The organism is Aureibacter tunicatorum (assembly GCF_036492635.1).
Taxonomy (GTDB): Bacteria; Bacteroidota; Bacteroidia; order Cytophagales; family Cyclobacteriaceae; genus Aureibacter; species Aureibacter tunicatorum.
On the sequence record NZ_AP025305.1, the window covers coordinates 3,893,717 to 3,920,018 of the forward strand.

General features: G+C 38.4%; 20 protein-coding genes. 8 read left to right on the plus strand and 12 right to left on the minus strand.

The features are described from left to right. Window positions 1–95: 95 nt before the first annotated feature. From AABK36_RS16440 to AABK36_RS16455, 4 genes are all read right to left on the minus strand, one after another. A complete protein-coding gene (locus AABK36_RS16440; RefSeq protein ID WP_309940236.1) occupies window positions 96–1,517 on the minus strand; it encodes a SusD/RagB family nutrient-binding outer membrane lipoprotein in 1,422 nt (473 codons plus the stop codon). An 18-nt stretch (window positions 1,518–1,535) separates the two neighbouring features. Next, window positions 1,536–5,093 (minus strand): SusC/RagA family TonB-linked outer membrane protein, encoded by a 3,558-nt coding sequence (locus AABK36_RS16445; protein WP_309940234.1) that lies wholly within the window; start codon window positions 5,091–5,093, stop codon window positions 1,536–1,538. Window positions 5,094–5,190: 97 nt separating this feature from the next. Then, window positions 5,191–6,165, minus strand: coding sequence for a FecR family protein (locus AABK36_RS16450; RefSeq protein ID WP_309940232.1), 975 nt, complete (start codon window positions 6,163–6,165; stop codon window positions 5,191–5,193). A gap of 92 nt (window positions 6,166–6,257) precedes the next feature. Continuing rightward, entirely contained in the window at window positions 6,258–6,872 is a 615-nt protein-coding gene (locus AABK36_RS16455; RefSeq protein WP_309940231.1) for an RNA polymerase sigma factor, read from the minus strand. A gap of 183 nt (window positions 6,873–7,055) precedes the next feature. Between AABK36_RS16455 and AABK36_RS16460 the strand changes: the two genes are divergently transcribed. Continuing rightward, window positions 7,056–7,571, plus strand: a complete 516-nt coding sequence (locus tag AABK36_RS16460; protein ID WP_309940230.1) for a hypothetical protein — start codon at window positions 7,056–7,058, stop codon at window positions 7,569–7,571. A 54-nt stretch (window positions 7,572–7,625) separates the two neighbouring features. Here AABK36_RS16460 and AABK36_RS16465 read toward each other — a convergent pair whose 3' ends face one another. From AABK36_RS16465 to AABK36_RS16485, 5 genes are all read right to left on the minus strand, one after another. Beyond that, window positions 7,626–8,303, minus strand: coding sequence for a VOC family protein (locus AABK36_RS16465; protein WP_309940228.1), 678 nt, complete (start codon window positions 8,301–8,303; stop codon window positions 7,626–7,628). Between the two features lie 163 nt (window positions 8,304–8,466). Then, the gene (locus tag AABK36_RS16470; RefSeq protein WP_309940227.1) at window positions 8,467–9,015 is read right to left on the minus strand and encodes an NADPH-dependent FMN reductase; all 549 of its coding nucleotides are present in this window, start codon (window positions 9,013–9,015) and stop codon (window positions 8,467–8,469) included. 44 nt (window positions 9,016–9,059) lie between these two features. Further along, window positions 9,060–9,512 (minus strand): MarR family winged helix-turn-helix transcriptional regulator, encoded by a 453-nt coding sequence (locus tag AABK36_RS16475; RefSeq protein ID WP_309940226.1) that lies wholly within the window; start codon window positions 9,510–9,512, stop codon window positions 9,060–9,062. An 84-nt stretch (window positions 9,513–9,596) separates the two neighbouring features. Next, complete coding sequence (locus tag AABK36_RS16480) at window positions 9,597–9,947, minus strand: translation initiation factor (protein WP_309940225.1); 351 nt, start codon at window positions 9,945–9,947, stop codon at window positions 9,597–9,599. 98 nt (window positions 9,948–10,045) lie between these two features. After that, complete coding sequence (locus AABK36_RS16485; RefSeq protein WP_309940224.1) at window positions 10,046–10,882, minus strand: patatin-like phospholipase family protein; 837 nt, start codon at window positions 10,880–10,882, stop codon at window positions 10,046–10,048. Window positions 10,883–11,042: 160 nt separating this feature from the next. On the opposite strand from AABK36_RS16485, the gene AABK36_RS16490 reads away from it, so the two are divergent. After that, window positions 11,043–11,774, plus strand: a complete 732-nt coding sequence (locus tag AABK36_RS16490) for a lysophospholipid acyltransferase family protein (protein WP_309940223.1) — start codon at window positions 11,043–11,045, stop codon at window positions 11,772–11,774. Window positions 11,775–11,822: 48 nt separating this feature from the next. On the opposite strand, the gene ald is transcribed toward AABK36_RS16490, so the two are convergent. Continuing rightward, window positions 11,823–12,953, minus strand: coding sequence for an alanine dehydrogenase (gene ald, locus AABK36_RS16495; protein WP_309940222.1), 1,131 nt, complete (start codon window positions 12,951–12,953; stop codon window positions 11,823–11,825). Window positions 12,954–13,249: 296 nt separating this feature from the next. On the opposite strand from ald, the gene AABK36_RS16500 reads away from it, so the two are divergent. Beyond that, the gene (locus AABK36_RS16500) at window positions 13,250–15,655 is read left to right on the plus strand and encodes an alpha-ketoacid dehydrogenase subunit alpha/beta (RefSeq protein ID WP_309940221.1); all 2,406 of its coding nucleotides are present in this window, start codon (window positions 13,250–13,252) and stop codon (window positions 15,653–15,655) included. A gap of 153 nt (window positions 15,656–15,808) precedes the next feature. Next, window positions 15,809–16,627 carry an FkbM family methyltransferase gene (locus AABK36_RS16505; protein ID WP_309940220.1) on the plus strand — a complete coding sequence of 273 codons (819 nt, stop codon included), beginning with the start codon at window positions 15,809–15,811 and terminating at the stop codon, window positions 16,625–16,627. A 57-nt stretch (window positions 16,628–16,684) separates the two neighbouring features. On the opposite strand, the gene AABK36_RS16510 is transcribed toward AABK36_RS16505, so the two are convergent. Then, window positions 16,685–18,028 carry an SLC13 family permease gene (locus AABK36_RS16510; protein WP_309940218.1) on the minus strand — a complete coding sequence of 448 codons (1,344 nt, stop codon included), beginning with the start codon at window positions 18,026–18,028 and terminating at the stop codon, window positions 16,685–16,687. A 351-nt stretch (window positions 18,029–18,379) separates the two neighbouring features. Between AABK36_RS16510 and AABK36_RS16515 the strand changes: the two genes are divergently transcribed. Together AABK36_RS16515 and AABK36_RS16520 are read left to right on the plus strand one after the other, a co-directional pair. Continuing rightward, a complete protein-coding gene (locus AABK36_RS16515) occupies window positions 18,380–19,612 on the plus strand; it encodes a metallophosphoesterase family protein (RefSeq protein ID WP_309940216.1) in 1,233 nt (410 codons plus the stop codon). A 10-nt stretch (window positions 19,613–19,622) separates the two neighbouring features. After that, window positions 19,623–23,174 (plus strand): AAA family ATPase, encoded by a 3,552-nt coding sequence (locus AABK36_RS16520; protein ID WP_309940215.1) that lies wholly within the window; start codon window positions 19,623–19,625, stop codon window positions 23,172–23,174. A gap of 43 nt (window positions 23,175–23,217) precedes the next feature. On the opposite strand, the gene AABK36_RS16525 is transcribed toward AABK36_RS16520, so the two are convergent. Further along, window positions 23,218–24,747, minus strand: coding sequence for a carbon-nitrogen hydrolase family protein (locus AABK36_RS16525; protein WP_309940214.1), 1,530 nt, complete (start codon window positions 24,745–24,747; stop codon window positions 23,218–23,220). Between the two features lie 262 nt (window positions 24,748–25,009). Here AABK36_RS16525 and AABK36_RS16530 point away from each other — a divergent pair, with 262 nt between their 5' ends. Both AABK36_RS16530 and AABK36_RS16535 read left to right on the plus strand, forming a co-directional pair. Beyond that, on the plus strand, window positions 25,010–25,693 hold the full coding sequence (locus tag AABK36_RS16530) for a MarC family protein (RefSeq protein WP_309940213.1): 684 nt from the start codon (window positions 25,010–25,012) through the stop codon (window positions 25,691–25,693). Window positions 25,694–25,770: 77 nt separating this feature from the next. Further along, a complete protein-coding gene (locus tag AABK36_RS16535) occupies window positions 25,771–26,262 on the plus strand; it encodes a hypothetical protein (protein WP_309940212.1) in 492 nt (163 codons plus the stop codon). Window positions 26,263–26,302: the final 40 nt, after the last annotated feature.

A 26,302-nucleotide genomic window follows, 5' to 3' on the forward strand; every position in this document is an offset into this window, starting at 1 on the left:
TTGATTGAAAAGAATTAAAACGATTGGAGCCCCCCTCAATGAGGGAAAGCCCCATCGCTAAAACATGAAACAAAACTCACTACCGCATTGCTGATCTACTTTTTGTCCCACCAAACTTTGACAAGGAAATCATGCTGTGAAGATTTTTCCTTGAAATTCTCAGTATTGTATAAAGTCTCGCTTTCCGGATATTTGCACTTTCTCGGCATCACTCCATTCGTTTCTCCCAGCAAGTACACACTCGCATCTTGACGCTGCTCTATTACTGGGTAACCTGTTCTTCGCCCTTCCGCATAAGTCTCTACCCCATTGTCTATCAGATCCACCCATTTCTGCATGATTATCATTTCCAGTTTTTCCTCTTCAGTACCCTCCAATGGCATAAAGCTATCGGCCATATACCTTGCTATAGAAACCGAATCCACTCCCCAAAATTCCATACTCATTCTGATCCCCGCTTTATAGGCGTCATTTGCTTTTTGCGCATCAGCGGATACTCCATTACCGCTTAAATAAGCTTCCGCCATAAGAAAGGAAACCTCTGAAGCTCCCATTACTCTATTCGGTCGATCCTGAACAGCAATTCCTTGTCCTATTCTCGAAAATTCACCTTGAGTAATGACCAAGCCATTTTCATATCCCACCACCAAAGCAGTGTCCACCAGCGGCTCAAAAAACAAATCATATCTTGGATCATTTTCCAAAAACTCAACCATTCGAATACTCGGATGCATCATATTTTCTTTTTCCTTTTGAAAAAGAGCACTCTCAAATTCATAGATCAACGCATTTTGATCATTATTCTCAATCAAATTACTTGAAAGCGCTTTTCCTATCTCTGATGCTGACAAACTTGCGTCAACATACCTCACTCGCATTCCCATTCTCAGTCTTAATGAATTTGCAAAGCGAAGCCAAGCATCTGCTTGTCCATCATACAGCCGATCAATTTCTTCAATTCCCGCATAATTTTCCACACCTTCCAATATGTTGATCGCTTCATCCAACATCCTGAACAGATCATTATATATTTCTTCCTGAGAATCATATGAAGCCTGCACCAAACCAGACACAGCCATGCCTGCCTCACTGTAAGGCACATCTCCATACATATCCGTCAACATATGGAAATGGAATATCTTGGCAATCAAAGCCACTGAGTAAATAAATGGACTACTCTCATCACCTTCAGGCTTTACTTTCTCAATCAAATCCACGATATCACGATATGCAGAATAGCTCTCGTTCCACGTTTTGGACTGTCCTTCATCGTATATATATCCTCTGGTATCACCGTAAGATCTAGCCCATTGATGCTGCCATTCACTGCCAACATTAAAACCTTGGCCATAACTTTGATGCAAATCACGAGTCACTTCCCCTAGTTGATACACAGGACTCACCTCTTCCAAGGCATTTCCATTGGTATTGAATTCCTCAAAATCTTTTTCACAAGCAGCCATAAATCCCGAAGCCGCTACAATCCAACCGATTCTTAGTATATTTTTTAATTTCATGGGTTACTGAATTAGAATTTAGAAAGATGCTTTGAATGTAAATGCATATGACCTAGTGCTAGGCCATGCTCCTGATTCAACGCCTAGAGAGTTAGTGCTTGTGCTGAAACGGTATGAATCCGGATCGAACAGATCAGACTCGGAATAAAGCAAGAAAAGGTTTCTACCAGTGAATGACAGACTTGCTCCTTGCAAAGAAAGACCTACTTTATTGGCAATGCTTGTCAAATCGTATGTCAAGCTAACTTCCCTTAACTTCACATATGAAGCGTCAACCAAGGTTGATTCGCCAGCCTTGTCTTTTTTCATTTCATCCCAATACATGAAAGGGTTCAAATACTTGGCATTCTCTCCTGCGTTCGGCGTTCCATCTTCATAAACGCTATTGCCAACCCAAGCTCCATAACCTCCTTCTGTGCTGTAAAGGTGTTCTTCATGAATATTTCCGTTCTCTCGGGCTTCTATCCAAGCATCTCTACCCTCCAAAGTCTTGGAAGTAGTTCCTCTTAAATTCATCCAAGTTTCTGACCATGATGTAATTTCTCCTCCAAAAGACATATCCACTAAAGCGCTCAACCTCCAATTCCCATACGAAAACTCATTTGCCAATGATCCTGTAAAATCAGGCATTACATTTCCTATGATTTGATCTTCCTCTTCGTACATTGGGTATCCATTTTCATCAACTATCACAACTCCAGCTTCATTGCGAAGAAATGCTCTGCCATAGATTGCGCCAAAAGGCTTATCTTTCTTAGCCAATACAGTCACACCTCGTCCCGTTCCTAAAACAATCTGGTCTGTGTCTTCATTAAATTCAACTACTTTGGAGTTATTTTGAGCATAGTTAAAAATTGCTCTCCATTGGAATTTATCCAATCTTACAGGAATTACCGACAAGCCTAATTCAACACCAGTATTCTGGATTTCGCCAGCATTAATAGCCCAACTACTGTAACCTGAACTAATCGCTAAAGGAGACGATGGCAATATTTGGTTAACGACATTGCTCTGATACCAAGTCAAATCCAAAGATACTCTGTCATTAATCAGCCCCATATCAAGACCTAACTCCACCGACTTGTTTCTCTCAGGTTTCAACTCCTCATTCCATACATTGGAAGGCAATGATGCATGAGCTCTTCCTAATTCGTCATTGTTGAAATTATAAAATCTCTTGGTCATATAAGGTTGAGTGTCATTTCCAACTTCGGCATATGAAGCTCTCAATTTCCCAAAAGACAAAATATTGCCTCTCCAATCAAATGCTTCTGAAAATACGAATGAACCGCTTACCGAAGGATATAAAAATGAATTGTTTCCTGAAGGCAAAGTAGAAGTCCAATCACTCCTTAAAGTCGCGTCTAAATTAGCTATGTTCTTATAGGAAAACGCAAGCATGCCATAAACAGAATTAACAGCTCTTTCCACCTCTGATTCATGTTGGTATTTTTGCTCAATGTTATTGAAAGAATTAAAATCCACAACTGTAAAATGAGTACCGTGCAATTCTTTATATGTAGTCTTCTCCTTTCTTCTATTTCCACCTGCATTCACTGACATAGAAAAGTCAGAGCCAAACTCTTTATCATAAGAAATCAAAAAATCTGTGTTCAACTCCGTCCGAATACCTGAAGAACTTGTCATCTGTCCATCAAAACGATAATATCTAGAATACTTTTCAGCAACTTTTCTTGCCTCCATATATGAATTATCCCAACCAATTCGTCCAAATGCTCTCAATCCCGGCAATATTTGAGCGCTTAACTTTACCATTCCATTCAATCGGTCCTGTTTATCATCATTTGGGTTTTCATAGAGCTCCCAATATGGGTTTCCAGCACTTGATCCTGTACTAGTACTCCATGCAACAGGCATATTATCACCAAAAGTTTTATGTTCATTATAAGCAACACCTGTCACAGGATATCTATAACGCTTTAAATCCTCCAAATAAAAACTTCTAGGGCCTGTCACCAATCCACTATATGCACCTCTTTGATTACCTAATGTCAAACGATTGTGAGTCGAACTAGTGGTATAAGCCAACTTGGCGTCCAAGTCAAAAATTCCAGCGATCTCTTGCGTCGCTCTCAAGCTCAAACCATACTTATCCTGCTTGGAAGTTGGCACTATGTCCTTAAGGTTGTTGGCCAAGACATTCATTCTTACGGAAGCTTTATCAGTAGCTCCTGTTATGCTTACATTATTGATAAAATTGACACCTGTTTGGAAAAAATTCTTGTAGTTGTCAGGTTGAGCTTCATACTTACGTATTGGTTCTTCCCGAATCCACTTCACTCGAACATCTTGGCCTTCAAATTTCGCTCCCCAACTCTTGTCATTATTTTTTGGCAAATATGGAGTTCCATCATCATCAACTCCGTCAAACTCCCCCAAAGTTTTGGCGCTACCTCCTTGACCGTATTCATTTTGCAAATCAGGAGTAAAAGCTATTTCCCTAATCACCATGCTTGAAGATATTTGCACGCCAAGGCCTTTTTTCTTAGTCCCTTTTTTCGTGGTAATCACTACAGCTCCATTAATCGCTCTTGATCCATATAAAGCGGATGCGTTAGCCCCCTTCAACACAGTAACACTTTCGATATCCTCTGGATTCAAATCACCAATACCGCTACCCAAATCAATGCCGTTGCCACTACTGCCTTGTCCAAATGAATTATTGCTGTAAGGAATCCCATCTACCACTATCAAAGCTTGATTATCTCCTTGCACTGTCGAATATCCTCTTAAAATAACACTTGAAGATCCAGTAGAGCCTCCAGTTGAGCTATTAATTACCATTCCCGGTACTTTTCCTTTCAATGAACTAAAGACATTGTTATCTACTGAACTGGCGATTTCAGAGCCTGACACTTCTGTGATAGCGTATCCCAGCTTCGCTTTTTCTCTTTCAATCCCAATAGCGGTGACTACTACCTCATTCAAGGTAGACAAGTCCTGCTTTAACTTGATTTCAAAATTTGTCCTATTGGAAACCTCCACAGCTTGTTCAGCATACCCAATATATGAAACGATTATCATGCTAGCATTTTCGGTAAGCATTAACTCAAAAGTACCGTCCAAATCAGTTATGGTTCCATTAGTAGTCCCCGCTTCCAATACAGTTGCCCCGATTAGTGGCTCTCCAATCTCGTCATCAAGCACACGACCTGCAATCCTTCTTTCCACACCTTGCGCTTGATCCGCTAAACCATCTCGTCCATTGGAAAACCTCACCGAAATGTTATTTTTTATTTGCTTGAAAGATGCTCCTGTCTGACTTTCTATATCTTTTAATACATCCGTTAGATTAGTTTGGTCAGCTGAAAACGTTAATTTTCTGGACAATTCTCTTTCGTCTTTTTTATATATAAATTTAAATCCTGTTTGAGATTCAATCATTGAAAACACCATCTCCAGCGTTTCCCCTTTTACCTCCATGGTTACTCTTTGCTGATCCAATTCATTATTGCTCGCCAAAGCCGGCATGCAAATCATGACCATCAAAAAACAAAAAGCGGTTGTCGAAAGCATATTCAGCCTTCGAATTGCTTTTAATAAAAATTTTCTCATACTTTTGCAGTGTTTAAATGATTAGTTGTTATTTAGACATTAGTGGCTTGTCCGGCCGGGGTGGTGCTTGACCTGGACTGCCACTTTATTTTTTTATTTAGTCGCATCCATTGCCATTGATTACAATAGTCGCGTCTGATTCATTTGCTTTCACAGAAAACCCTAAAGCAAAACTCATAGTCTCGAGTATATCTGAAAGCTCATCATTCCCATATTCTCCAAAAATTTCACATTCATTGATACTTTTATTCTTTACTTTGATATCCACGTCATATTTCTTTTCCAACATGGCAAAAGCTTTCGATAGTTTCACTCCATCAAACCTTAAAGTATCCATTTTCCAACTCAAGCAAATATCCGAATCAAACTCTATGGGTTCTGAAAGTCCGCTTGTCTTACTGTAAACTACCTCCTGTCCTATGGTCAATACACGATTTTCATCATTTTCAAAATAATTTTTCTCCTCTACTCTCACTATACCCTCAGCTACCGAAACAACAATATGATCTTCATTTCTTGCATTGATATTAAATTCAGTTCCGAGAACGATCGTAGCAGCATTTCCAGACTCAACAACAAACGGTTTATGTATATCTCTTATCACATCAAAGTAAGCTTCGCCTTTGAGGTAAATCATTCTATCCTCTTCATTAAAGTCTCCCGAATACTGAATTGAGGCATTGGCATTTAACCACACCAAAGTTCCATCAGGCAAAATCACTTGCTTAACAGTATTGGTGTCATTGCTAAAAGCCGTCATGTTTTGATCAGATTTTGAAAAAAACCAGCTTAGCATAAATAAAAATCCAATCAATGAAACCGAAGCTGTCGCCATTGTCTTGAACTTCCTCGTAATAACCTTTCTGGAACTTTTCTGATTTAGATTTTCCTCGATAACGTCAGTCTGAAGCTTTGTCAGCATTCGATTTTTAAGCATTGGAATTTGTTCCTCCAATTCATTATTCATCAAAGCCTTTTCTGACTCCAATGCATACCAATCATTCAGCTTTTCAAGCTCATCATCATTTATGGTTCCATCGAAAAGCGAGTTAATCCATTTTTTCTTTTGCATACTAAAAAATTCATCATTCAATAGTATAGTGACATAAACGAGTGATGACAACTAATCAAAAATGAAAAAAATCAATAAGAAAACATTAAGCGCTACTTCGTAATGTTATGAAAATAATCAATTAACAAGGCGTTAAAAAAAGTTGCAATTGAAACGTAGTCATGCAAATCCAACCTTAAAATTTTCAATGCTTTATTGATATGGTTTTGAGCGGTATTAGGAGAGATTTTCATTATTTCAGCGATCTCAACGACGCTTTTTCCTTCAAATCTGCTCAACTTGAATGCTTCTCGGCATTTTTCAGGCAAATTTTGGACGCTTACTTCTATTCTATCATACAATTCTTCGAAATCCAATTGAACTTCTGTCGAATCAGGAGAGCTTATTTCTATCAACTCTCCTTCTCCGACCATAAGCTTGCTTTTTCCTTGTTGACTAAAATACCTAAAAACTTTATACTTCAATGAAGTACGCACATAGACTCCAAATGTCTTGGATATCATTATCTGATTTCTTTTTAACCACAATTCACTGAACAGCTCATGAAGAATATCCTCCGCATCATGCAAAGAACCTGTCATATGATAAGCTATTTTAAATAATTCATCCCAATATTTTTCATACAATGAGGTATAGGCAAGCTGATTCCCATGCCTGACCAATTCATAGAGTGCCTCATCAGAAAGATTAGCATTGTTTTCGCTCATATTCCTATTTTTCAGCAAAGGAATAAAATAGATCAACATTTAATTTAAATTCCTCCATTAAGATTTCTTTAACTTAATTACTTGTTAAATAACATGCTTCTCTAAACTGTCCGGATTAAAACGAGTTTTAAAACAACCATAACAGCATTCAAGAGTTTATCAGAAAATCAATCAAGTATTATTATGAACAAATTATTTTTGATATTGGCAGTGGTTTTCGCTTTTGCATCATGCCAGTCGAAAAAAAGTGAAAGCAAGGAAAACTCTAAAACCGAAAATAACAATTCGGCAACTGTTGCAGAGAAGCCAATTAAAGAAAAAGAGGAGAAACATTCCATTCCTTTCACTATCGCTCAAAATTATTTCGTCAAGAATGATGTGGATAAACTGAAGTATCCAAAGCTAAAATCAGAAGAAGAATTCGATAAAATATTTGGATCTGCCACGACAATGGGAAAAGAAGGGAAGCCCACGAAAATCGACTTCGACAAGCAATTTGTAATTGCGGTAGTATTACCCGAAACAAAATATTCCACGACCATCGAGCCTGTTAGCCTAAAGAAAAAAGATGTAGATGAACTAGTCTTCACCTACAAAGTAGACACAGGAGAAAAGCAGTCTTACACGATCAAGCCAAGTCTAGCAATCATTGTTGATAAATCGCATCACGGCATCGTCGTTGTAAAAGAAGCCAAATAAAATAAGATCCCACGAAAAACTTCTGTTTATCTTGTGGGATTATTTTTCCCTCTCCTAAGCAATGTGTATTATCTTAATTTCGCCACTATTAAACTCCAACTCAAAGCTTTTGTCTTTCTCATCAAGGATCAATTTAAAGAATGATGAATATGGAAAATCCTTTGTAGGGTACCATTCCTTTTTCTTGTTTTTATCAATACATATAATAAGGCCTTTTTCATCTCCAATTGCACAAAACCTTTCAACGCTACCATCATAAACATCGGTGCCGACCTTGCTTCTCAATCGATTTAATATTTCAGCAATGTTATCTACAGGCATGCCTATTTCTGAAACCTCAAGCCAATGTTCCAGTCCAAAATCACCATTGGATTCATTATCCAAATTTTTTCTAGCGATAAGCTCAACGATATTCCTATCGCCATCATAAAAATATATTGATTCCGCATTCCAATTCACAAACTCTTGAACTTCGTTTTCACCATCCTTTAAGATCACAACCTTTTCTTTCAACCAAGCCAAAGCTTCATACACCATATTGCAGGGAATATTAATCGCAAAATGATAAGGTGTAAAGGATTCATTGCTTACAAACTTGAGTTGAGAGTTTCCAATTTCTACAACGAAACTATTTTCATCGCTATCGATTAGCTTCAACCCCATGGTCTCGCTATAAAACTTCTTTTGCTCTACCAAGTGAGCAGTATTAATAATTAGCTCTTTAATAATCATGATAAATAAAAAATTTGATTATTAATATAGCACTTTAAAGATTAAACACTCTTCAGAACAAAAAATTGTATCATAAAAAATACGATTAAATTATCTGGTTAAAAAGTAAAAGTGTGCGGAACGCCATTTAAAAGTCCCACAGGCGCTCCGCAAAATCACACCACTATGCATCAACCACTTCAATTTTATTTTGAATACTTTCGACTAATCCCCTTAAGGCTTCTACAGATTCTTCATCCTTCAAAGCACCACTTTCATCTATCTTAGCATGATACTCTCCAATACTGAATTTGCCTATAACTTCTCCTCCCCACCATTTAAACAATCCTTCAACAGCGCTCAATGCATTCGCTCCTCCAAATTTGCCGGGCGACGCGCTCAATAGCAAAATCGGCTTTTGCCCAAAGAAACCTTGCTTATGTCTTGACAACCAATCAATTGTATTTTTGAAAGCCGCTGGCGGCAAACCATTATGCTCCGGCAAAGCGATAATATAAGCATCGGCCTCGTCCAACTTCTCCTGCAAACTCACAATAGCTTGTGGAATTCCTTGCTCTTCTTCCAAATCTTGATTGTAAATCGGAGCTTCATAATCAACCAAATCAATTACTTCACCGGATGCTTTCGATGCTTGGCCTACTGCATAAGCGGCAAGAGCTTTATTGATTGATTGCTTTCTGTTTCCTCCTGAAAATGCCAAAATCTTTTTCATAGTTTTTACAATTTTTGTATTTACGAATATCTTTTCAAATTTTTTTATTCTCTCATTTTATCGAGAAGAATATTCAATGTCTTAGCTTCCTCTTCCGTCAATTTATTCTCATGCTTTTCGCTCATTTCATACTCTAATTCCAAGTCTTCAATAAGCTGAAGCCCTTTCTCCGTAATGCTCAAATTAACGACTCTTCTATTTTCGTCATTATTGCATCTATTCACCAACTCCATTTTCACCAATTTGTCCACAAGCCGAGTCAGATCTCCTCTTTTGTTCAGCAAAACTTCCTTTACTTGTCCCGGCGAAATGTAATCTGGATATCTTCCTTTAAGTATTCTTAAAATATTGTAATGTTGATCATTAAGCTTATGAGGCTTAAGAAGGTCATTAACATGTCCCACCAGCCAATTGCCTGTGTACATCACATTTATTACGGCTCTTTTTCTTTCGTCTTTGAAGCCCTTTGTTTGTTTTATCGCCTTGTCAATACTCATAAATCACTACATAATTTGTAATTACAAATATATAGACTTATACTGTCTTAGTCCTATAAAAGTTTACCTTTTTCTTGAAAAAAATTATCCTCCTGCCTTTTTTGCTTTGTACCCTGCCTTGATCAAGATGTCCAATACCTTGTCCCTATGATCTCCTTGCACCAATATTTCTCCATCTTTAGCAGAGCCGCCAACACCGCATTTGGACTTCAACATTTTGCCTAAAGATTTCAAATCATCCTCAGTGCCTACGAATCCATCCACCAAAGTGACTTGTTTGCCTCCTCGCTGTTTTTTGTCTAGCATGATTTTAAGATTCTGCTTGGAAGGCTCAAGGGTTTCCAACTCTTCGCCATTGCCCGTCTCGTATTCATAATCCGGATCTGTAGAATATACAACTCCAGTAAAATCTTTCCATTTTTTCTTCTTGCTCATAATTTCTCCTCTTTATTATCCACTAATAAGCCTCTAACAGCTTTATGCCTCAAAATTAACAATTAAAGCCCTTGATCCAATTTCTTTTTCACAGCTTTTCACTCACTTCGCTTTTTCAAATTATCCAATTCTTTTTGCTGAGCAGAAAAATACTCTCGGGCATATTCATATCCTAATTCAAAAGTGCGTTCCAAGTCCTCACTTTTCACATTAAATGTGCTCACGAACAGCAAATGCTTAGGTACCAATGCCAAATCACAATGATCCATTTCTCGCAATTCTGTAGACAATCCATTCAATTCATATACTCTCGCCAACAAATCAAATGTGGAATTTATATCCGACTTTTTCATATGCTCAATGGGTTGAAGCTTAATGCCAACGACATACTCGCACTCGTGTCTTATATGGCTGGCGGGCAAATTATTCAAAATCCCTCCATCAGCATACAACTTGTCATTCCATTCCATAGGCGATATCATTCCGGGAAAAGCAGCGGAACTCAACAAAGCTTCTATCAATTTCCCATTATTGAAAACAGCCTCTTTCCCTTCCAAAATATCCGTAGCGCACACCACCAAAGGCTTCTCCAGCTCGGAAAAATTATTTTCAGGAAAGTATTTTTTAAAATCATCAATGAATTTGCTAGAATCAATCAAACCTTTCGATCCCCATGAAAACTTATCAAAGGAAAAAAAGGATGTATTTTTAAAGAAATCCAATGTTTCCAATGGCGTATATCCTTTGCAATAAAAGGCTCCGACAATAGCTCCAATACTTGTCCCTGAGACGGCATGAAAATTCACGTTTTCCTCCCTGAAAAATTGCAAAATTCCCAAATGAGCCATTCCTTTGGCTCCACCTCCAGACAAAGCCAATCCCAACCTTTTAAGAGATTTATTCTCCTGATCAAAAAAATTTAAAATATTAGTCATCTCACTAAAATTGTTTCAGCTATAGAAAGCTAATGCTTCTCTTTGTATTTTTGTTGGTTAATATTTATTATTTTTGGAAAATTTATCCCATTCCAACATCAACCACTTTTCACATATTTCACAAAGTAAAATGAATTAATCTAATTTAAAGCCTAGGTTTATGCTAAAATATGTGTTGACGCCAATATACTTGCTTGGATTTTATGGGATCTTAGGGATCTTCCATTTCTTGCAAATCATCGCCAGAAAATCCGGAGGATATAAATGGCATATGCGAATAGCCAGCGCTATGCAATATCTTATCATGAAAAATATAAACCTCTCCGGCAACTCATGTTCGATAGAATACAATGAAGAAATCTACCCTCCCGATAGTTCTTTAATACTTGTCGCTAACCACCAAAGCATGTATGATATTCCTCCCATTGGATGGGCATTCAAGGACAGGAGTGTGAAATTTGTGTCTAAAATAGAGCTAGGCAAAGGGATTCCCTCCATTTCCTACAACCTAAGGCATGGCAAACATGCTTTGATTGATCGTAAGAATTCCAAACAAGCATTGAGCGAGATTCTAAAACTTGCCAAGCTTGCGGAAAAAGAAAATCTAGCGGTTTGCATATTTCCTGAAGGCACAAGAAGTCGAGATGGCCAATTAAAACGATTTTCCATCAATGGATTCAAAACTTTATTAAGCAGAATGCCCAGTGCTTTAGTTATTCCTATCAGTGTATCCAATAGCTACAAACTTGTGGAAAATGGATGGTACCCAATGCCTACCGGCATTGAAATGAAAGTAAAAATCCACCATAGCATAAACCCCAAAAACAGAGAGGCTGAGGAAGTGCTTGAAGAGGCAAAAAAAATAATTGAAAGAAACTTAAGCCAAAAATAAAGGGGCTCGAAAGCCCCCTTTATCAATTTAAATATATCCTGTTTTGAATTAAGCTTCTACAGTTTCCGCGAAATATTTTTCAATATCCACATACTCCAAGTCAAATGCTTCCGCAACCGCTTCATAGACAACATCTCCTTTGATCACATTAAGACCCTTTTTCAAGTCTGCGTCATCAGCGCAAGCTTTCACCCAACCTTTGTTCGCCAATTGAATAGCGTAAGGCAATGTAGCATTCGTCAATGCCAAAGTTGAAGTGTAAGGCACAGCTCCAGGCATGTTAGCCACACAGTAATGAACCACATCATCTATGATGAATGTAGGGTCTTGATGAGTTGTTGGAGTACAAGTTTCGATGCATCCGCCTTGATCTACCGCAACGTCCACCAATACAGTACCAGCTCTCATGTCTTTCAACATCTCTCTAGTCACCAAGTGAGGCGCTTTAGCTCCAGGTATCAACACAGCTCCGATGATCAAGTCAGAAGTCTTAATTTCTTCTCTAATGTTGTACTCGTTGGACATCAATGTCTTAACGTTCGCCGGCATGATATCATCCAGCTCTCTCAATCTTGGCAAGCTAATGTCCATGATTGTCACATCCGCACCTAGTCCGGCAGCCATTTTAGCAGCTTGCGTACCTACGATACCGCCACCCAGCACCAATACTTTGGCAGGCTTCACTCCCGGCACGCCGCCTAGCAATATGCCTCTACCTTTCAATGGCTTCTCCAAGTACTTAGCACCTTCTTGAGTCGCCATTCTACCAGCTACTTCAGACATAGGAATCAACAAAGGCAAGCTTCTATCCTCTTTTTCAACCGTCTCATAAGCAAGGCACACAGACTTGTTCTCAATCATAGCCTTAGTCAACGGCTCATAAGAAGCGAAGTGAAAATATGTGAATAACAATTGGTCTTCCTTGATCAAGTTGTACTCAGGCTCAATAGGCTCTTTTACCTTCATGATCATCTCAGCGATAGCATAAGTTTCCTCTATAGTAGGCAAAATCTTAGCTCCCGCAGTCACATACTCCTCGTCAGAGAATCCTGACCCTAAACCTGCTGTAGCTTGAACATAAACATCATGCCCATTCTTCACCAATTCGCTGGCTCCGGCAGGCGTCAAAGCTACCCTGTTTTCGTTATTCTTGATTTCCTTAGGTACTCCGATTATCATATCCTTAAAATTATAATATCCTTAAACTGTGCGTAAATTATGAAGATATTTTAAAATAATCATTGGCTGAAGGCATATTTTTTTAAAAATATAAAAAAGTTACAGATAAGCAAGCCCAATATAACCTTTCGCGCATATTAGCAATCCACAGCCACCATCCGCAAACAAACAATGTACATCGCTCTGTCGTACTTATTATAAGCAAGTGAAAGAAGCGAATTGGCTCTTTGGAATAGATTGACTATTTTTGCCTGACAATTCTTCACTTTTTGATTTAATATAAATAAATATAGATTGTGCCAGATATAAAAATTTTGAATGATATTCGCCTGTCAAACGAGGAAATTCTTAAAGACTACACAACGGCATATCTCAGCCGTGAAGTAAGCCTTACGGGAAGGAAAGAGGTGTTCATGGGAAAAGCCAAATTCGGCATATTTGGAGATGGCAAAGAAGTCGCGCAAGTGGCTATGGCCAAAGCTTTCAAACAAGGAGATTGGCGTTCAGGATATTATCGTGATCAAACCTTTATATTCGCTATCGGCAGCATCACTGTGCAAGAGTATTTTGCGCAAATATACGCTCATACCGACTTAAATGCCGACCCTTCTTCTGGGGGAAGAATGATGAACGGCCACTTCGGTACTCGTCTTCTTGACGAACAAGGTCTATGGAAAGATCAAAAAAGCGTCAAAAACACGGCTTCGGATGTATCTTCTACAGGAGGTCAAACTGCCAGAACCATCGGTTTGGGCTATGCTTCCAAGTATTACAGACACTGCCATGAGCTTCCCAAAGACAATCTTTTCTCCGAAAATGGAAACGAGGTGGTCTTTCATACCATTGGAAATGCATCCACATCGGAAGGAGTATTTCTTGAAGCGATCAACGCTTCCGCTGTCATGCAACTTCCAATCATACATTCTGTATGGGACGATGGGTATGGCATTTCTGTTCCAAATAAATATCAAACGGCAAAAGAAAGCATTTCCGAAGCTTTGGCTGGTTTTCAAAAAACCGATTCTGAAGCAGGATTGGAAATCTTCAAAGTCAAAGGCTGGGATTATGTGGAGCTTTGCAAAGCATATGCGTCAGCCGCTGAAATAGCCAGATCAGAGCATATTCCATCGTTGATACATGTCGATGAAATAACACAACCTCAAGGACACTCGACATCTGGTTCTCATGAGAGATACAAGTCTGAAGAAAGGCTGAATTGGGAAAAGGAATATGACTGCATCAAGATAATGCGTCAATGGATCTTGGATCAGAACATTGCCACAGAAGAGGATCTGCAACAAATAGAAAACACGGCGAAAAAAGAAGTCAAAGAAGCCAAAAACAAAGCATGGAAAGCGTATCGTAATTCAATTAAAGTGGATTATGATGAAGCGATAGATGTTTTAAACAAGCTTCAAGCCAAGTCATCTTCCGGGGCATTTATAAAACCTGAAATCCAAAAACTTTCCACCAAACCCAATCCATTAAAAACCGATATAATAAAAACATGCAAATCGGTCTTGCGATTGACTCGAAATGAAAGTTCTGCTGAACGAAACGAGCTTAACAAGTGGCTAAAGACTAAGCTAGAAAAATATACCGACGAATACAGTTCCCACCAATACAGCGAATCCAACCAATCCATTTCTCAAATCACTCCTATTGCTCCCGCTTATGACGATAACGCTGATGAAGTGGATGGCAGGGAAATCATCAACGCTTATTTTCATCAATTATTCGCTAATGACCCCAGAGTATTTGCTTTTGGAGAAGACGTTGGAAAGATCGGAGACGTAAACCAAGGCATGGCTGGGTTGCAAGACAAATTCGGCGAACTCCGAATTCATGATACAGGTATTCGAGAAATGACTATCATCGGAGAAGGCACAGGCGCGGCAATGAGAGGTCTAAAGCCTATCGCTGAGATTCAATATCTCGATTATCTAGTATATGCTCTGAATACACTCACTGACGATGTAGCATGCATGCAATACAGAACCAAAGGTGGGCAAAAAGCTCCTATGATTGTCAGAACACGAGGGCACAGGCTTGAAGGAATATGGCATTCCGGTTCGCCTATGAGCATGATACTCGGCAGCTTAAGAGGCATTCGATTGCTAGTGCCTAGAAACTTCACGCAAGCAGCCAGAATGTACAACACATTAATCGCCAGTGACGAACCTGCGGTTATGGTGGAATGCCTCAATGCATATCGTCAAAAAGAAATCATGCCTAGCAACTTAAGCGAAATGAATCTTGAGCTAGGAAAACCTGAAATTCTGAAAGAAGGAAATGATATCACAATCGTGACTTACGGCGCAATGTGCAGAATCGTACTTGACGCAGCCAATAAACTTGAACAAACAGGTATCAGTGCTGAAGTTATAGACGTGCAAACATTGCTTCCATTTGATGTTCATCACGATATTATAAAATCCATTCAGAAAACAAATCGAGTGATTTTTGCTGACGAAGACGCACCAGGCGGAGCGTCCGCATATATGATGCAAAAGGTCGTGGAAGAACAAGATGCATATAAATACCTTGATTCTGCTCCAGCGACAATTTCCGCTAAAGAACATCGACCAGCTTACAGTACTGACGGAGATTATTTCTCCAAACCAAATCCCGAAACAATTTTTGACAAAGCATATGAAATCATATCGGAATGCTATCCAGACAGATTTCCAGAACTATATTAGATAACTTATTGTTATATAGCATTCTAAATAATAAAGGGAAACATTTTGTTTCCCTTTATTATTTTCTCAAATTGCCTTCTATCTCATTAATTATCAAGCATGAAAATTGCTTTTTTATAAGGTTTTAGCCTATTGCAAAATAATTTTTACGAAATGAAGGATACAGAATACTATATGAAATCCGCAGGATACTTTTTTAAAAGATTCATCTTGCAAAAAAAAACTATCAAAGGAAAATCAGATCAATTCAATCTCAAATTCGAATTTTTCTCTCCAGATTGTGTGGGAAGAGAGATTTACAAAAAAGGAATTTACGAAGAACGGCTTTCCAACTTTTTATTGAACGATCTATCGTTTGAAGACAACGACATCATCTTGGACATTGGAGCAAACATTGGATGGTACTCGTCATTGCTATCCAGTCAAATATCCGAGAATGTTCATATCCATTCTTTTGAGCCCGACCCAAGCAATTTCTCTTTGCTTCAAGCGAATTTAGCTCATAATGCTTCCTCAAATGTTTCCGCTCACCAAATGGGAGTATCTGATAAAACGGAAACCAAGAATTTGCACTTATATAAAAAAAGCAATGGTGGTAGACATTCGTTGCTTGACATCAACGGCACAGAGACTGTGGAAATCAATACGATAAGTCTGGATGACTTTATTGAAAAAAATAATATTGACCCCAAACGAATAAAATTCCTAAAAATGGACATTGAAGGTTTTGAGTACTTCGCTTTTCTTGGAGGAAAAAAAGCCTTGGAATTCGTGCCTAAAATGCTTGTCGAATACTCTCCTGGATATATGAGAAAAGGGGGAATAGATCCGGCTCTTTGTCTTGAGCTTTTGGAAAGTTACAATTTTGAGCCATACGATATTGGAAAAATTGGAGAGCAACCTCAAAAACTCGACAGAAACTTTCTCCTTGAAAGAAACAACAACATGGATATCCTATGGATTAAAAAATAAAAAAATGCCTGCTAAGCGAGTAACTTAGCAGGCACTTTCATTCAATAATAATCTCCTCTATATTTTAAAAGTTCCTATGCTGGCTAGATAAGCAACCGCTCCAGCCAAATAACCGATCAAAGCCAAAAAGCTGATATTTTTAAAATACCATCCAAAACTGATTCTCTCCATACCCATTGCGGCCACTCCTGCCGCCGAACCAATGATCAAGCAACTCCCGCCTGTTCCTGCGCAATATGCGATAAACTGCCAAAATGCATGGTCTTGAGGAAATGTTTCCAATGAATACATACCCATGCTGGCAGCTACCAAAGGAACATTATCCACTACAGCAGAAAGCAATCCGATAGCCAAGCCAACTATAGTGTTATTTTGAATAGTCGTATCTAGCCAATGAGCAGTGGTTTCCAGAATTTTAGCGACATCCAAAGCACTAATAGCCAATAATATTCCCATGAAGAACAATACGGAAGGCATATCAACCTTCTTCAACACTCCAACAACCGACAATTCTTTTCTCAACTTATGAGGCTTTGCTCTATGCAGTATTTCAGTCAACAACCACAATGCGCCCAAACCAAATAGTATTCCAGCAAAAGGAGGCAAATGCGTTAAAGTCTTGAATATCGGAACAAACAACAACAAACCAACTCCAACTGCAAATACAAGTTTCTTTTCAAACTCATCCACTCCAAGTTGCTCGTTATGGTAGAACAACTCATCATTGCCCTGTCCGGGAATCTTTCCTAACTCAAACCTTTTGCGCTTTAATATCGCTGACACTAGAACAGTCGGTACGATAATGCAAATGATACTTGGCGCTATCAGTGACTTTACAATCGCCAAAGTAGTGATTTGTCCTCCAATCCATAACATGGTCGTCGTTACATCCCCTATAGGCGACCATGCTCCACCTGCATTAGCAGACAAAACAACCATAGATACAAACAGCATTCTCATCTTCACATTCTTAATCAACTTCCTCAAGATCGAAATCATGACTATTGTGGAAGTAAGATTATCCAACGCCGCTGACAAGATAAAAGTAAATGAAACTACGATCCACAACAGTGTCACGATGTTTTGAGTTGTAATTTTTCTTGTCATCAGGTCAAATGATCCGTGAGCGTCAATCAATTCAACAATTGCCATTGCGCCCATTAAAAAGAACAAGATGCTTGCAATGTCTCCTACATGCTCAAGAAAAACTCCCTCGGTAATATGCTTTGCAAATTCTTCTCTGGAAAGAAACTCGGAAGGAACATCCGCCATGGTTATGAATATGGTCCAGCAAAGTATTCCTGTCAGCAATGCTGTTGCTGATTTATCAATATTGATATTGTGTTCAGTGGCTATGCCCACATAGCCCACTGCAAAGACAGTAAGTAATAAAACAATCATAGGCAGGTAATTTTGTTTGTGTTTAGTGTTTGGAGACCTTCAAAGTTTGAATTCTCCTAGCTATCTCGCTTAGGTTAAATTAATTACAAAATAAGGCACACAATCCAAAAAAGACATTTTTTAGGCAAAAAATTAAGACAATATTTTTCAAATTCACAATTCAAAATAACTTATAATCTTAACAAAATATTATTTAACCAATTTACTTATACTCATTAAAAACAAGCTCGAATAAATCTTCCATAATGTGCTGATCAATACTTGATCGATGCTTTTTCAAAGTAAATTTTCATTCTTCTTTATTCAATTATATGCGACTTTCCATATTTTAGTATCCAAATTGATCAACTTATGAAAATATTGCATACTGCCGACTGGCACTTGGGGAAAAGACTGCATAGTTTTGACTTGCTAGAAGATCAGCAGGCTTTTTTAGATTGGATTTCATCTTATATGCTAAAAGAACAAGTGGATTTGTTGCTTATAGCAGGCGACATTTTTGACACGGCATATCCGAACCTTCAAAGCCAGGAAATATACACACAATTTTTAGCCAAGCTTTATTCCGCTGAATATCCAAAGCAAGTAATCATAACCGATGGCAATCATGATGGCAAAAGCACGCTACGCATCACAAGCAATATTTTGAAACACTTAAATGTTTCTGTGGTATGCGATGTTCATGAGAATAGAAATGAGCATATTATTCCTGTAAAAAATGGCGACAATATCGAAATGTATGTCGTGGCTGTTCCATTTTTAAGAGATCAAGACTTAAGAAAATCATCAGCGGAAGCCGGTAGCTTGGAACGCTCTGAAGTAATGAAAAAAGCTCTCAGGGATTTTTATAATGAATTGGCTGAGAAAGTTCAACAGATAAATACGGAAGAAAAGCCTGTGATAGCTATGGGGCATTTGTTTACTGCTGGAGCGGAATCTGAAGATTCGGATTCAGAACGTCCGATTCAAATGGGACATCAAGCTGGTGTGAGTGCTGATATCTTTTCTTCCATCTTTGATTATGTAGCCTTGGGACATATACACAGAGCTCAAAAATTCGATACGAAAACGGAAGTTCGTTATTCGGGTTCGCCTTACCCATTGAGTTTTTCCGAAAGAAACTACGAGCATAAAATGTGGCTTATCGAAACTGACAACAAGATCAAAAATATTGAAGCTATAAAAATACCTGCATACAGGAAATTAGTTCGTCTGGAAGGAACATTTGACAATATTACATCTAAAGCTGAAACTCTGGGAAGCGTCGCTTCTTTCTTTCCAAATCTGGTAGAAGTGCATGTCAAAGAAGAGCTTTACGATCCTTTGCTCAGATCCAAAATCGATGAGTGGAAAAACCAATGGCATCAAAGGCAGGAACACAGTTTGGTCGCAAAGTATACGTATGCTTTTGAGAAAAAGAGCGAAACAGCTTCCTCGCTTTACGATCATGAGAAAATTTCTCAAGAGAATTTTACGGCAAAAAATATCTTTCTTGATATGCTCAACAAGGATACTGACTTGGATGAAAACATGAAGCAGAATGTTGTCTCTGCATTCGAATCATTGGAAAACGAATCTCACTAGCCTCTAAACCATGAAAATTAACCGCATTTTTATAAAAAACATAAACTCCCTGAAAGGAAAGCATTTAGTTGATTTTAATGAAGGAAGCCTAGCCCAGTCCGAACTGGTAGCCATAGTAGGACCAACAGGAGCAGGTAAATCGACACTTTTGGATGCTATTCTTTTAGCATTTTACAATAAGACTCCGCGCTATCAAAAAGTCTCCGCCAATGAACTTGAGAAATCCGGCGGGTTAGTTACCAGAGGAGAAAGCGAAGCCATTTCTTCCGTGGATTTTGAAGTAGTCAAAGACGGCAAAGCAAGTCATTACAGAGCGCATTGGACGGCGAGCAAAGGTCAGCGAGGCGAAGCTAAAAACGAGATCAGAAATTATCGCATGGAGTTTTCCGAATTGAAATATTCCGGTGATGACCAAGGAGTCATTTTGGCTGAAGGAAGAGAAAATAAAGTAGTGCCGGTAATCGAAGATATCGTGGGACTTCATTATGATCAGTTTGTAAAAGCTGTGATGCTCTCGCAAGGTGAATTCGCTAAGCTCTTGAAAGCGGATCGCAAACAGCGCAATCAGCTTTTGGAAAAAGTTACCCGTTCGTTTGACTTTCGAGATATTTCAATCAAAGCTTATCAAGCTTATGACCAAAGAAAAAAAGAACTTGAAGAACTGTACAAAGACAAAGAACGAATCAATGTACTGTCGATAGAAGAAAAAGAGGAGATAGAAAAAAAGCTTCTGGAATACACCGAGCAATTGGATAAGGAAGCTCTTGTTCTGTCAAAGTATAAAAAGACCAAAGACAATTTCGACAACTTCGACAAGATACTGGAAGAGCTCTCAGCCTTGGAATCCAAAGAAAATAAGTTAAAGGAAGAACTTCAGACTTTTGAACCGAAAAAAATATCGTTGGAACTTTTTGAATCCGCACTGCCATTGCAAGCGGATTGGAAAAGCTTGAATGATCAAAAAGTCGCTCTGAAAAACCTAAATCAAGAAAAAGAAAAACTAGACCAAAGCCTTCAATCATTCGAGGATCAATGGAATGTCTTAAACCAGAATCAAAAAATGACTGACCAGTCACTTTTGGAATGGACTCATAAAAAAGACATGCTTGAAACGCTATGGAAAAGTGTGGAAGGGTATGACAAGGAAATAGATAAATTCAACGCAGAAGCGGAATCATTTGCCGTAAGGCTAAAGGACACTTCTGAAAAGAAAAAGGAAACAGAGTCCAAGAAAGCACAAAGCCAACAGCAACTTCAGGAACTAGACAAAAATCAGACACAACTAACCGAATGGCTCAAGGAGAAAGCTTCGCTCGAAAGTCTTTCTTCAGAACTTGGCAAGCTCGAAAGTGCCCAAGCACAATCATTGGAATACAAATCACACTTTGATCAGGAAGTTTCGGGTATTGAAGATCAAAGTTTATTAAAGAGAGTAAAAATAATTCTCAATGATTCTCAGTTTACTGATCACCTGGATAATTGGAAGTTTAAGACTGAAAGTGAGCTAAATGAGGCTAAAGGTCAAAGAATTTTTAATGATTGGGATATAGAAAAGTACACTGAAGCCGAAATACTGCTCGAAAAAGCTTCAGATCACTATCAAAATATTGCGAAGCTAAGCCAACAGAAAAAAGAAGCCTTGGAACGCAAAACTTCGCTGGACAAAGAGCTGAAACAAATAGACAAAGAAGTCGAAGCGCAGAGAATAGCGATTCAACATACTGAACTGAGTGAGACTGAGCTTAAGGCTAAAGTTGAAAGACTGAAGTTGGAAAATAATAAGTCGGTACTGGGTCTTAGAAAATCACTGCAAAAAGGTCAGCCTTGTGCTGTCTGCGGAAGTTTGGATCATCCATTTGAGCATAAAGAAGACCAGATTGACGAGACTAAGCAAGCTGAAAAACAGCTGGAGGAGATCAATAAATATCTTAAGAAGCTTACGGTAGAACTTCAAAGTTTTGAAAAAAAGAAAGTAGCAGGGCAAACCTCCTTGAAGGCTGTGGATATGGAAATTAGTAAGGCAGAAAAAGATCTTATTGCCTTGAACAATGAAAAAACAAATTATGATAACAAGTTCAAGTACTTGTTCTCTGAAATTCCTCACAATCTTTTTACACAGTTGGAGCTTATTAAACAAGATAAAAAGTTAGTTGAGAGGATAGAGAAGTATTCAAAATTTTTACTTGTCTTTGACAGAATACAACAATCGTATAAGAGATGGCAGGCTTCGCAGGAGAGTTTTAAATCTTTGTTTGCTCCATATCAGGCTTTCAGTGCGGATATCAATGAGCTGAAACTGTTGTCTGAGGATTATACATTGAAAAAAGATAAAGCCGATCAGTTAAATAATGATATTAAGCTGGCAGAAAATGATCTGACTAACCTTAACACTGCTTTTGATCAGGTCAATGTCGAATATCATCAGGTCGATGCTCAATATCAAGTAGCCAAAGAGCAGTCCAAGGGCTTTAAAAATGCTCGGGAGGCATTGTTTGGCGACAAAAAGGTGGAGGCAGAACGAGAAAACTATCAGCAGGAAAAAGATATTCGTACCAAAGCTGTCACCGAAGTCAAGGAAGCGCTGGTGAAAAACCAGACCGAAAAAGAAAATCAAACTACCAATCTGCAGAAGACAGTAAGTCAAATCGAGCAGATGGAGCAGGATATTCAGGAGAAGCAACTTAATCTATTGGCTAGGTCAGTTGAAAAAGGTTTTGAGACATTGGAAGATCTCCAACAAGCATTGGAGTTGAAAAATATTGAAGAACTGAAAGCTGAAAACAAACAGCTGGAAGTTAACAAATCCCAAATCTCCGGAGCAAAAGTCAACATACTCGAACGCAAAGAAAAGCTGGAAGAAATCGTATTCTTAGAGCCTTTGGATAAAGAAGAGAACCAACGCAGACTTGCGGAAACAGAACTTAGGATCGATGAAGTCAAAGACAAAGTCGCATCAGAAAAAGCTGAACTAAATCACAGCGCCAAGAATGAAAAAGAGGCAGAAAAACTTCTTAAGTCCATTTCAAAAAAAGAAGAAGAACTCAAAACATGGATTTGTCTCAATGATATGATCGGTTCTGCTTCAGGTGACAAATTCAATGATTATGCTCAGAGCCTAATGCTTGGAATTCTTCTCGAATATGCCAATAAGCACTTGGATTCCTTGAGCCCTAGATATCGTTTTGTCACTGTGCACAGCAAGAAAGAAGGCGAAAAAATCGATGACCTCTTTGTCAAAGACATGGAAATGGGAGAGGATATCAGAGCTATCCGCACACTGAGTGGTGGAGAAACATTCTTATTGTCTTTGTCTCTGGCTTTGGGACTTTCTGAGATGGCCAGCCAACGTATTCAGATCGAAAGCTTGTTCATAGACGAAGGCTTTGGAACGTTGGACAAGGATACTCTAGAGGAAGCTCTTTCTACTTTGGAAACATTGCAGAATACTACGAACAAAAAAATCATGATCATATCCCATGTGCCTGAGCTACAGGAAAGAATTCCAACTCAAATCAGATTGCATAAAACAGGAAATGGCTATAGCAAAATCATAACCGACTGATAAAAAAGCGATGGTTTTTCATCGCTTTTTTATTTTCAAAATTCTATGACTTTCGAATAATTTTATACAAATCTTTACGCCTGTCTTTTAAATTTCGAACACTGCCAAACTGATTCAACTCACGCAACAAATCTATATCCACATCGCAAATTAATATCATTTCCGTATTGGGAGTTGCCTCAGCTTTGATTCCAGTGGAAGGAAAAGCAAAATCACAAGGTGTGAAAACGGCTGATTGAGCATATTGGATATCCATGTTGTCCACTTGAGGCAGATTGCCCACACTTCCGGCTATTGCTACATAACATTCATTTTCAATGGCTCTGCTTTGAGCGCAATTTCTAATTCTCGAATAGCCATTTTGAGTGTCTGTTAAAAATGGAACAAAAAGCAAATCCATACCTTCATCCGCTAAAATTCTGCTCAATTCAGGAAATTCGATATCATAACAGACCAATACACCTATTTTGCCACAATCCGTATCAAAGGTTTTTATCTCATTGCCTCCCTGCATTCCCCACACTTGCGTCTCGTCCGGTGTAATATGAATCTTTTCATACCTTTCCACCGTTCCATCTCGCTTGCACAGATACCCCACATTGTATAAGATGCCATCTTTCATCTCAGGCATGCTTCCAGTGATGATATTGATATTATATGATATTGAGAACTCGGAAAATTTTTCGACGATACTGCCTGTGAACTTTGCCAATTCACGTATAGCCTGCGCCTCTGAAAGGTGGTTTGAGTCAGCGATCAAAGGGGCATTGAAAAACTCAGGGAACAAGGCAAAATCTGATCGATAAGCGGAGACAGAGTCCACAAAATACTCAGCTTGCTTCATCAGATCGTCAAGATTTTCATACAATCTCATTTGCCATTGTATCAAACCCAACCTTACAACCTTCTTTTTACTCGAAGCCTTGTCGCTTGGCTTTTCATAATAGATATTTTTCCATTCCAATAATACCGCAAACTCACTGGAATCGGTATCTCCCTCGAGGTAATTCTTAAGAATTCGAGAAGGTTGGAAATCATTTGACATTTGAAAATTCAATACCGGATCATGAATTTCCTTGCGCTTGACTTTCTCAATATATTCCTTGGCCGTCAATTGCTTGGCATATTTATGATAATTAGGTATTCTTCCTCCAAAGACAATTCCTTTCAAGTTCAACTTTTCGCATAATTCCTTTCGATAATCATACAATCTTCTACCTAATCTCAGGCCTCGAAATTCCGGCTTAATAAAAACCTCAATGCCGTAAAGCACATCTCCATTAGAATCATGCGTATTGAATGAATAATTATCCGTTATTTCCTTATACGTATGATTTTCATCAAAACTACCGTAGTCAACGATAATCGATAAAGCACAGCCTGCCAATTGACCATTAACCTTTATAACAACTTGGCCTTCGGAAAACTTATTGATCAATGTCTTTATTTGACTTGCACTCCAATAACTCTCCTCCATGCCCTTGTAAACTTGCATCATCGCCTCTTTAAGCTCTTGATAATCATCAAAGCTTAAGTAATCAAGTTCAATATTCTCTATTTCGTTCGCTTTCATCTTAAACGTATTAAATAATCATTTGCCAAAGACTTGGCTAACTATATGGCATGCAAAACTTCTACCTTTTTTCATTTTGAAAGTTTCGACATACCAGCATAGCCAAAAGCAAAAAGTAAACGGAGCAAACACTGGTTTTAGCATTTCAATGCGCTCATTTATACGACTATTTTCGTAAGAAATACGCTTTCAAATGGCAACAATAATCCTGCAATAAGATTAACATATTGTCCAAATAGTTTTTTCACACGCTAATTCCACAATGAACATAGATTACACCTTCATCATTACAGTCGCAACCAGTATTTTCGCCATATTGAATCCAATAGGAAACCTACCGCTATTCATCAGCCTCACTCAGGATATGTCGGACACTCAACGCCGAAAAACCGCTTTCAAAGCTCTTGTGATTACATTCATCATACTTAGTCTTTTCGCTCTGGGAGGCAAACTTATATTCGATATATTCAGCGTTACGATTTCCAGCTTGAAAATCTCCGGTGGCATCATATTATTCCTGATTGCATTGCCTTTGGTTATGGGTAAAAAATCCGGTTTGCAAAAAACCCATACCGATGAAAAAATCATGAAGGAGAGAATAGAAAATGCTTTGCCTGAAGAGGATCTGCCTGATTCGGATATTTCCATTAGTCCTTTAGCCATCCCCTTGCTTGCCGGACCAGGCGCTATTTCTACAACGATAAGTTTCGCAAACACCAAAAGCGAATTTATCTATACCCTCTTGGTCATCGCCGCATTGCTAATCAATTGCACATTAACCTTTATCGTTTTTTCTTCGTCTATCTTTGTCACCAAAAATGTTAGACCATCAATTATCAATATCATTTCTAGAATTATGGGATTGATACTTACCATGATCGCTGTTCAGATGGTAACATCAGGAATCACCAACATTGTATCTCCGTTGAAGCCAGTACCAATGTAATCACTCAAGCATTAATTCTCCGAAAGCACAAATCAATAAAACTTAAGCCAATATTGTTGGTTGGAAAATAAAAAATCATGCTCAAAACAACTCCTTATTTCAGCGTACTACTCCTATCACTGTTTTTATTGACATCTTCATACACTGATCAGGCAAATGCGAATGTTGAAGCCATCTCATCGGAAGGTACTCAAGATTTCATTTTCCAAATTCTTGATCAAAAAACAAATCGTCAAAGCAATACGGAAGTAAACATTTTTGTCAAATACAGATATTCGGATGAACAGAACCATCATGATCATTATGTGGATTATCGGAAAGTCCGTGATATTACATTAGGATACATTCAAATTTCAAAAGAATATCCACTGAACACTACTTGGGAAGTGCTAAGCAAAGTGATCGCAAAAAGAATTATGGCTGATTTTAAATTCAAGGCGATCTCTGTTCAAATTCAAGCTCATCCTAGAGTGCTTGAAGATAAAAAATTAACAGAACCCGGCTATCATAGCGGTATACACACCATAGGAAGAATCGAGCCATTATCCATAGTCGTTACCAATAAATAGGCAAAACAAACCCCGCAAAAACTGGCATGCATTATTGCGG

Coding starts and splice junctions, on each gene's coding strand:
- AABK36_RS16505 (WP_309940220.1), top strand. CDS start 15,809: ATGAAGGATACAGAATACTATATGAAATCCGCAGGATACTTTTTTAAA.
- AABK36_RS16535 (WP_309940212.1), top strand. CDS start 25,771: ATGCTCAAAACAACTCCTTATTTCAGCGTACTACTCCTATCACTGTTT.
- AABK36_RS16440 (WP_309940236.1), bottom strand. CDS start 1,517: ATGAAATTAAAAAATATACTAAGAATCGGTTGGATTGTAGCGGCTTCG.
- AABK36_RS16480 (WP_309940225.1), bottom strand. CDS start 9,947: ATGAGCAAGAAGAAAAAATGGAAAGATTTTACTGGAGTTGTATATTCT.
- AABK36_RS16475 (WP_309940226.1), bottom strand. CDS start 9,512: ATGAGTATTGACAAGGCGATAAAACAAACAAAGGGCTTCAAAGACGAA.
- AABK36_RS16530 (WP_309940213.1), top strand. CDS start 25,010: ATGAACATAGATTACACCTTCATCATTACAGTCGCAACCAGTATTTTC.
- ald (WP_309940222.1), bottom strand. CDS start 12,953: ATGATAATCGGAGTACCTAAGGAAATCAAGAATAACGAAAACAGGGTA.
- AABK36_RS16465 (WP_309940228.1), bottom strand. CDS start 8,303: ATGATTATTAAAGAGCTAATTATTAATACTGCTCACTTGGTAGAGCAA.
- AABK36_RS16520 (WP_309940215.1), top strand. CDS start 19,623: ATGAAAATTAACCGCATTTTTATAAAAAACATAAACTCCCTGAAAGGA.
- AABK36_RS16470 (WP_309940227.1), bottom strand. CDS start 9,015: ATGAAAAAGATTTTGGCATTTTCAGGAGGAAACAGAAAGCAATCAATC.
- AABK36_RS16525 (WP_309940214.1), bottom strand. CDS start 24,747: ATGAAAGCGAACGAAATAGAGAATATTGAACTTGATTACTTAAGCTTT.
- AABK36_RS16460 (WP_309940230.1), top strand. CDS start 7,056: ATGAACAAATTATTTTTGATATTGGCAGTGGTTTTCGCTTTTGCATCA.
- AABK36_RS16450 (WP_309940232.1), bottom strand. CDS start 6,165: ATGCAAAAGAAAAAATGGATTAACTCGCTTTTCGATGGAACCATAAAT.
- AABK36_RS16445 (WP_309940234.1), bottom strand. CDS start 5,093: ATGAGAAAATTTTTATTAAAAGCAATTCGAAGGCTGAATATGCTTTCG.
- AABK36_RS16490 (WP_309940223.1), top strand. CDS start 11,043: ATGCTAAAATATGTGTTGACGCCAATATACTTGCTTGGATTTTATGGG.
- AABK36_RS16510 (WP_309940218.1), bottom strand. CDS start 18,028: ATGATTGTTTTATTACTTACTGTCTTTGCAGTGGGCTATGTGGGCATA.
- AABK36_RS16485 (WP_309940224.1), bottom strand. CDS start 10,882: ATGACTAATATTTTAAATTTTTTTGATCAGGAGAATAAATCTCTTAAA.
- AABK36_RS16455 (WP_309940231.1), bottom strand. CDS start 6,872: ATGAGCGAAAACAATGCTAATCTTTCTGATGAGGCACTCTATGAATTG.
- AABK36_RS16515 (WP_309940216.1), top strand. CDS start 18,380: ATGAAAATATTGCATACTGCCGACTGGCACTTGGGGAAAAGACTGCAT.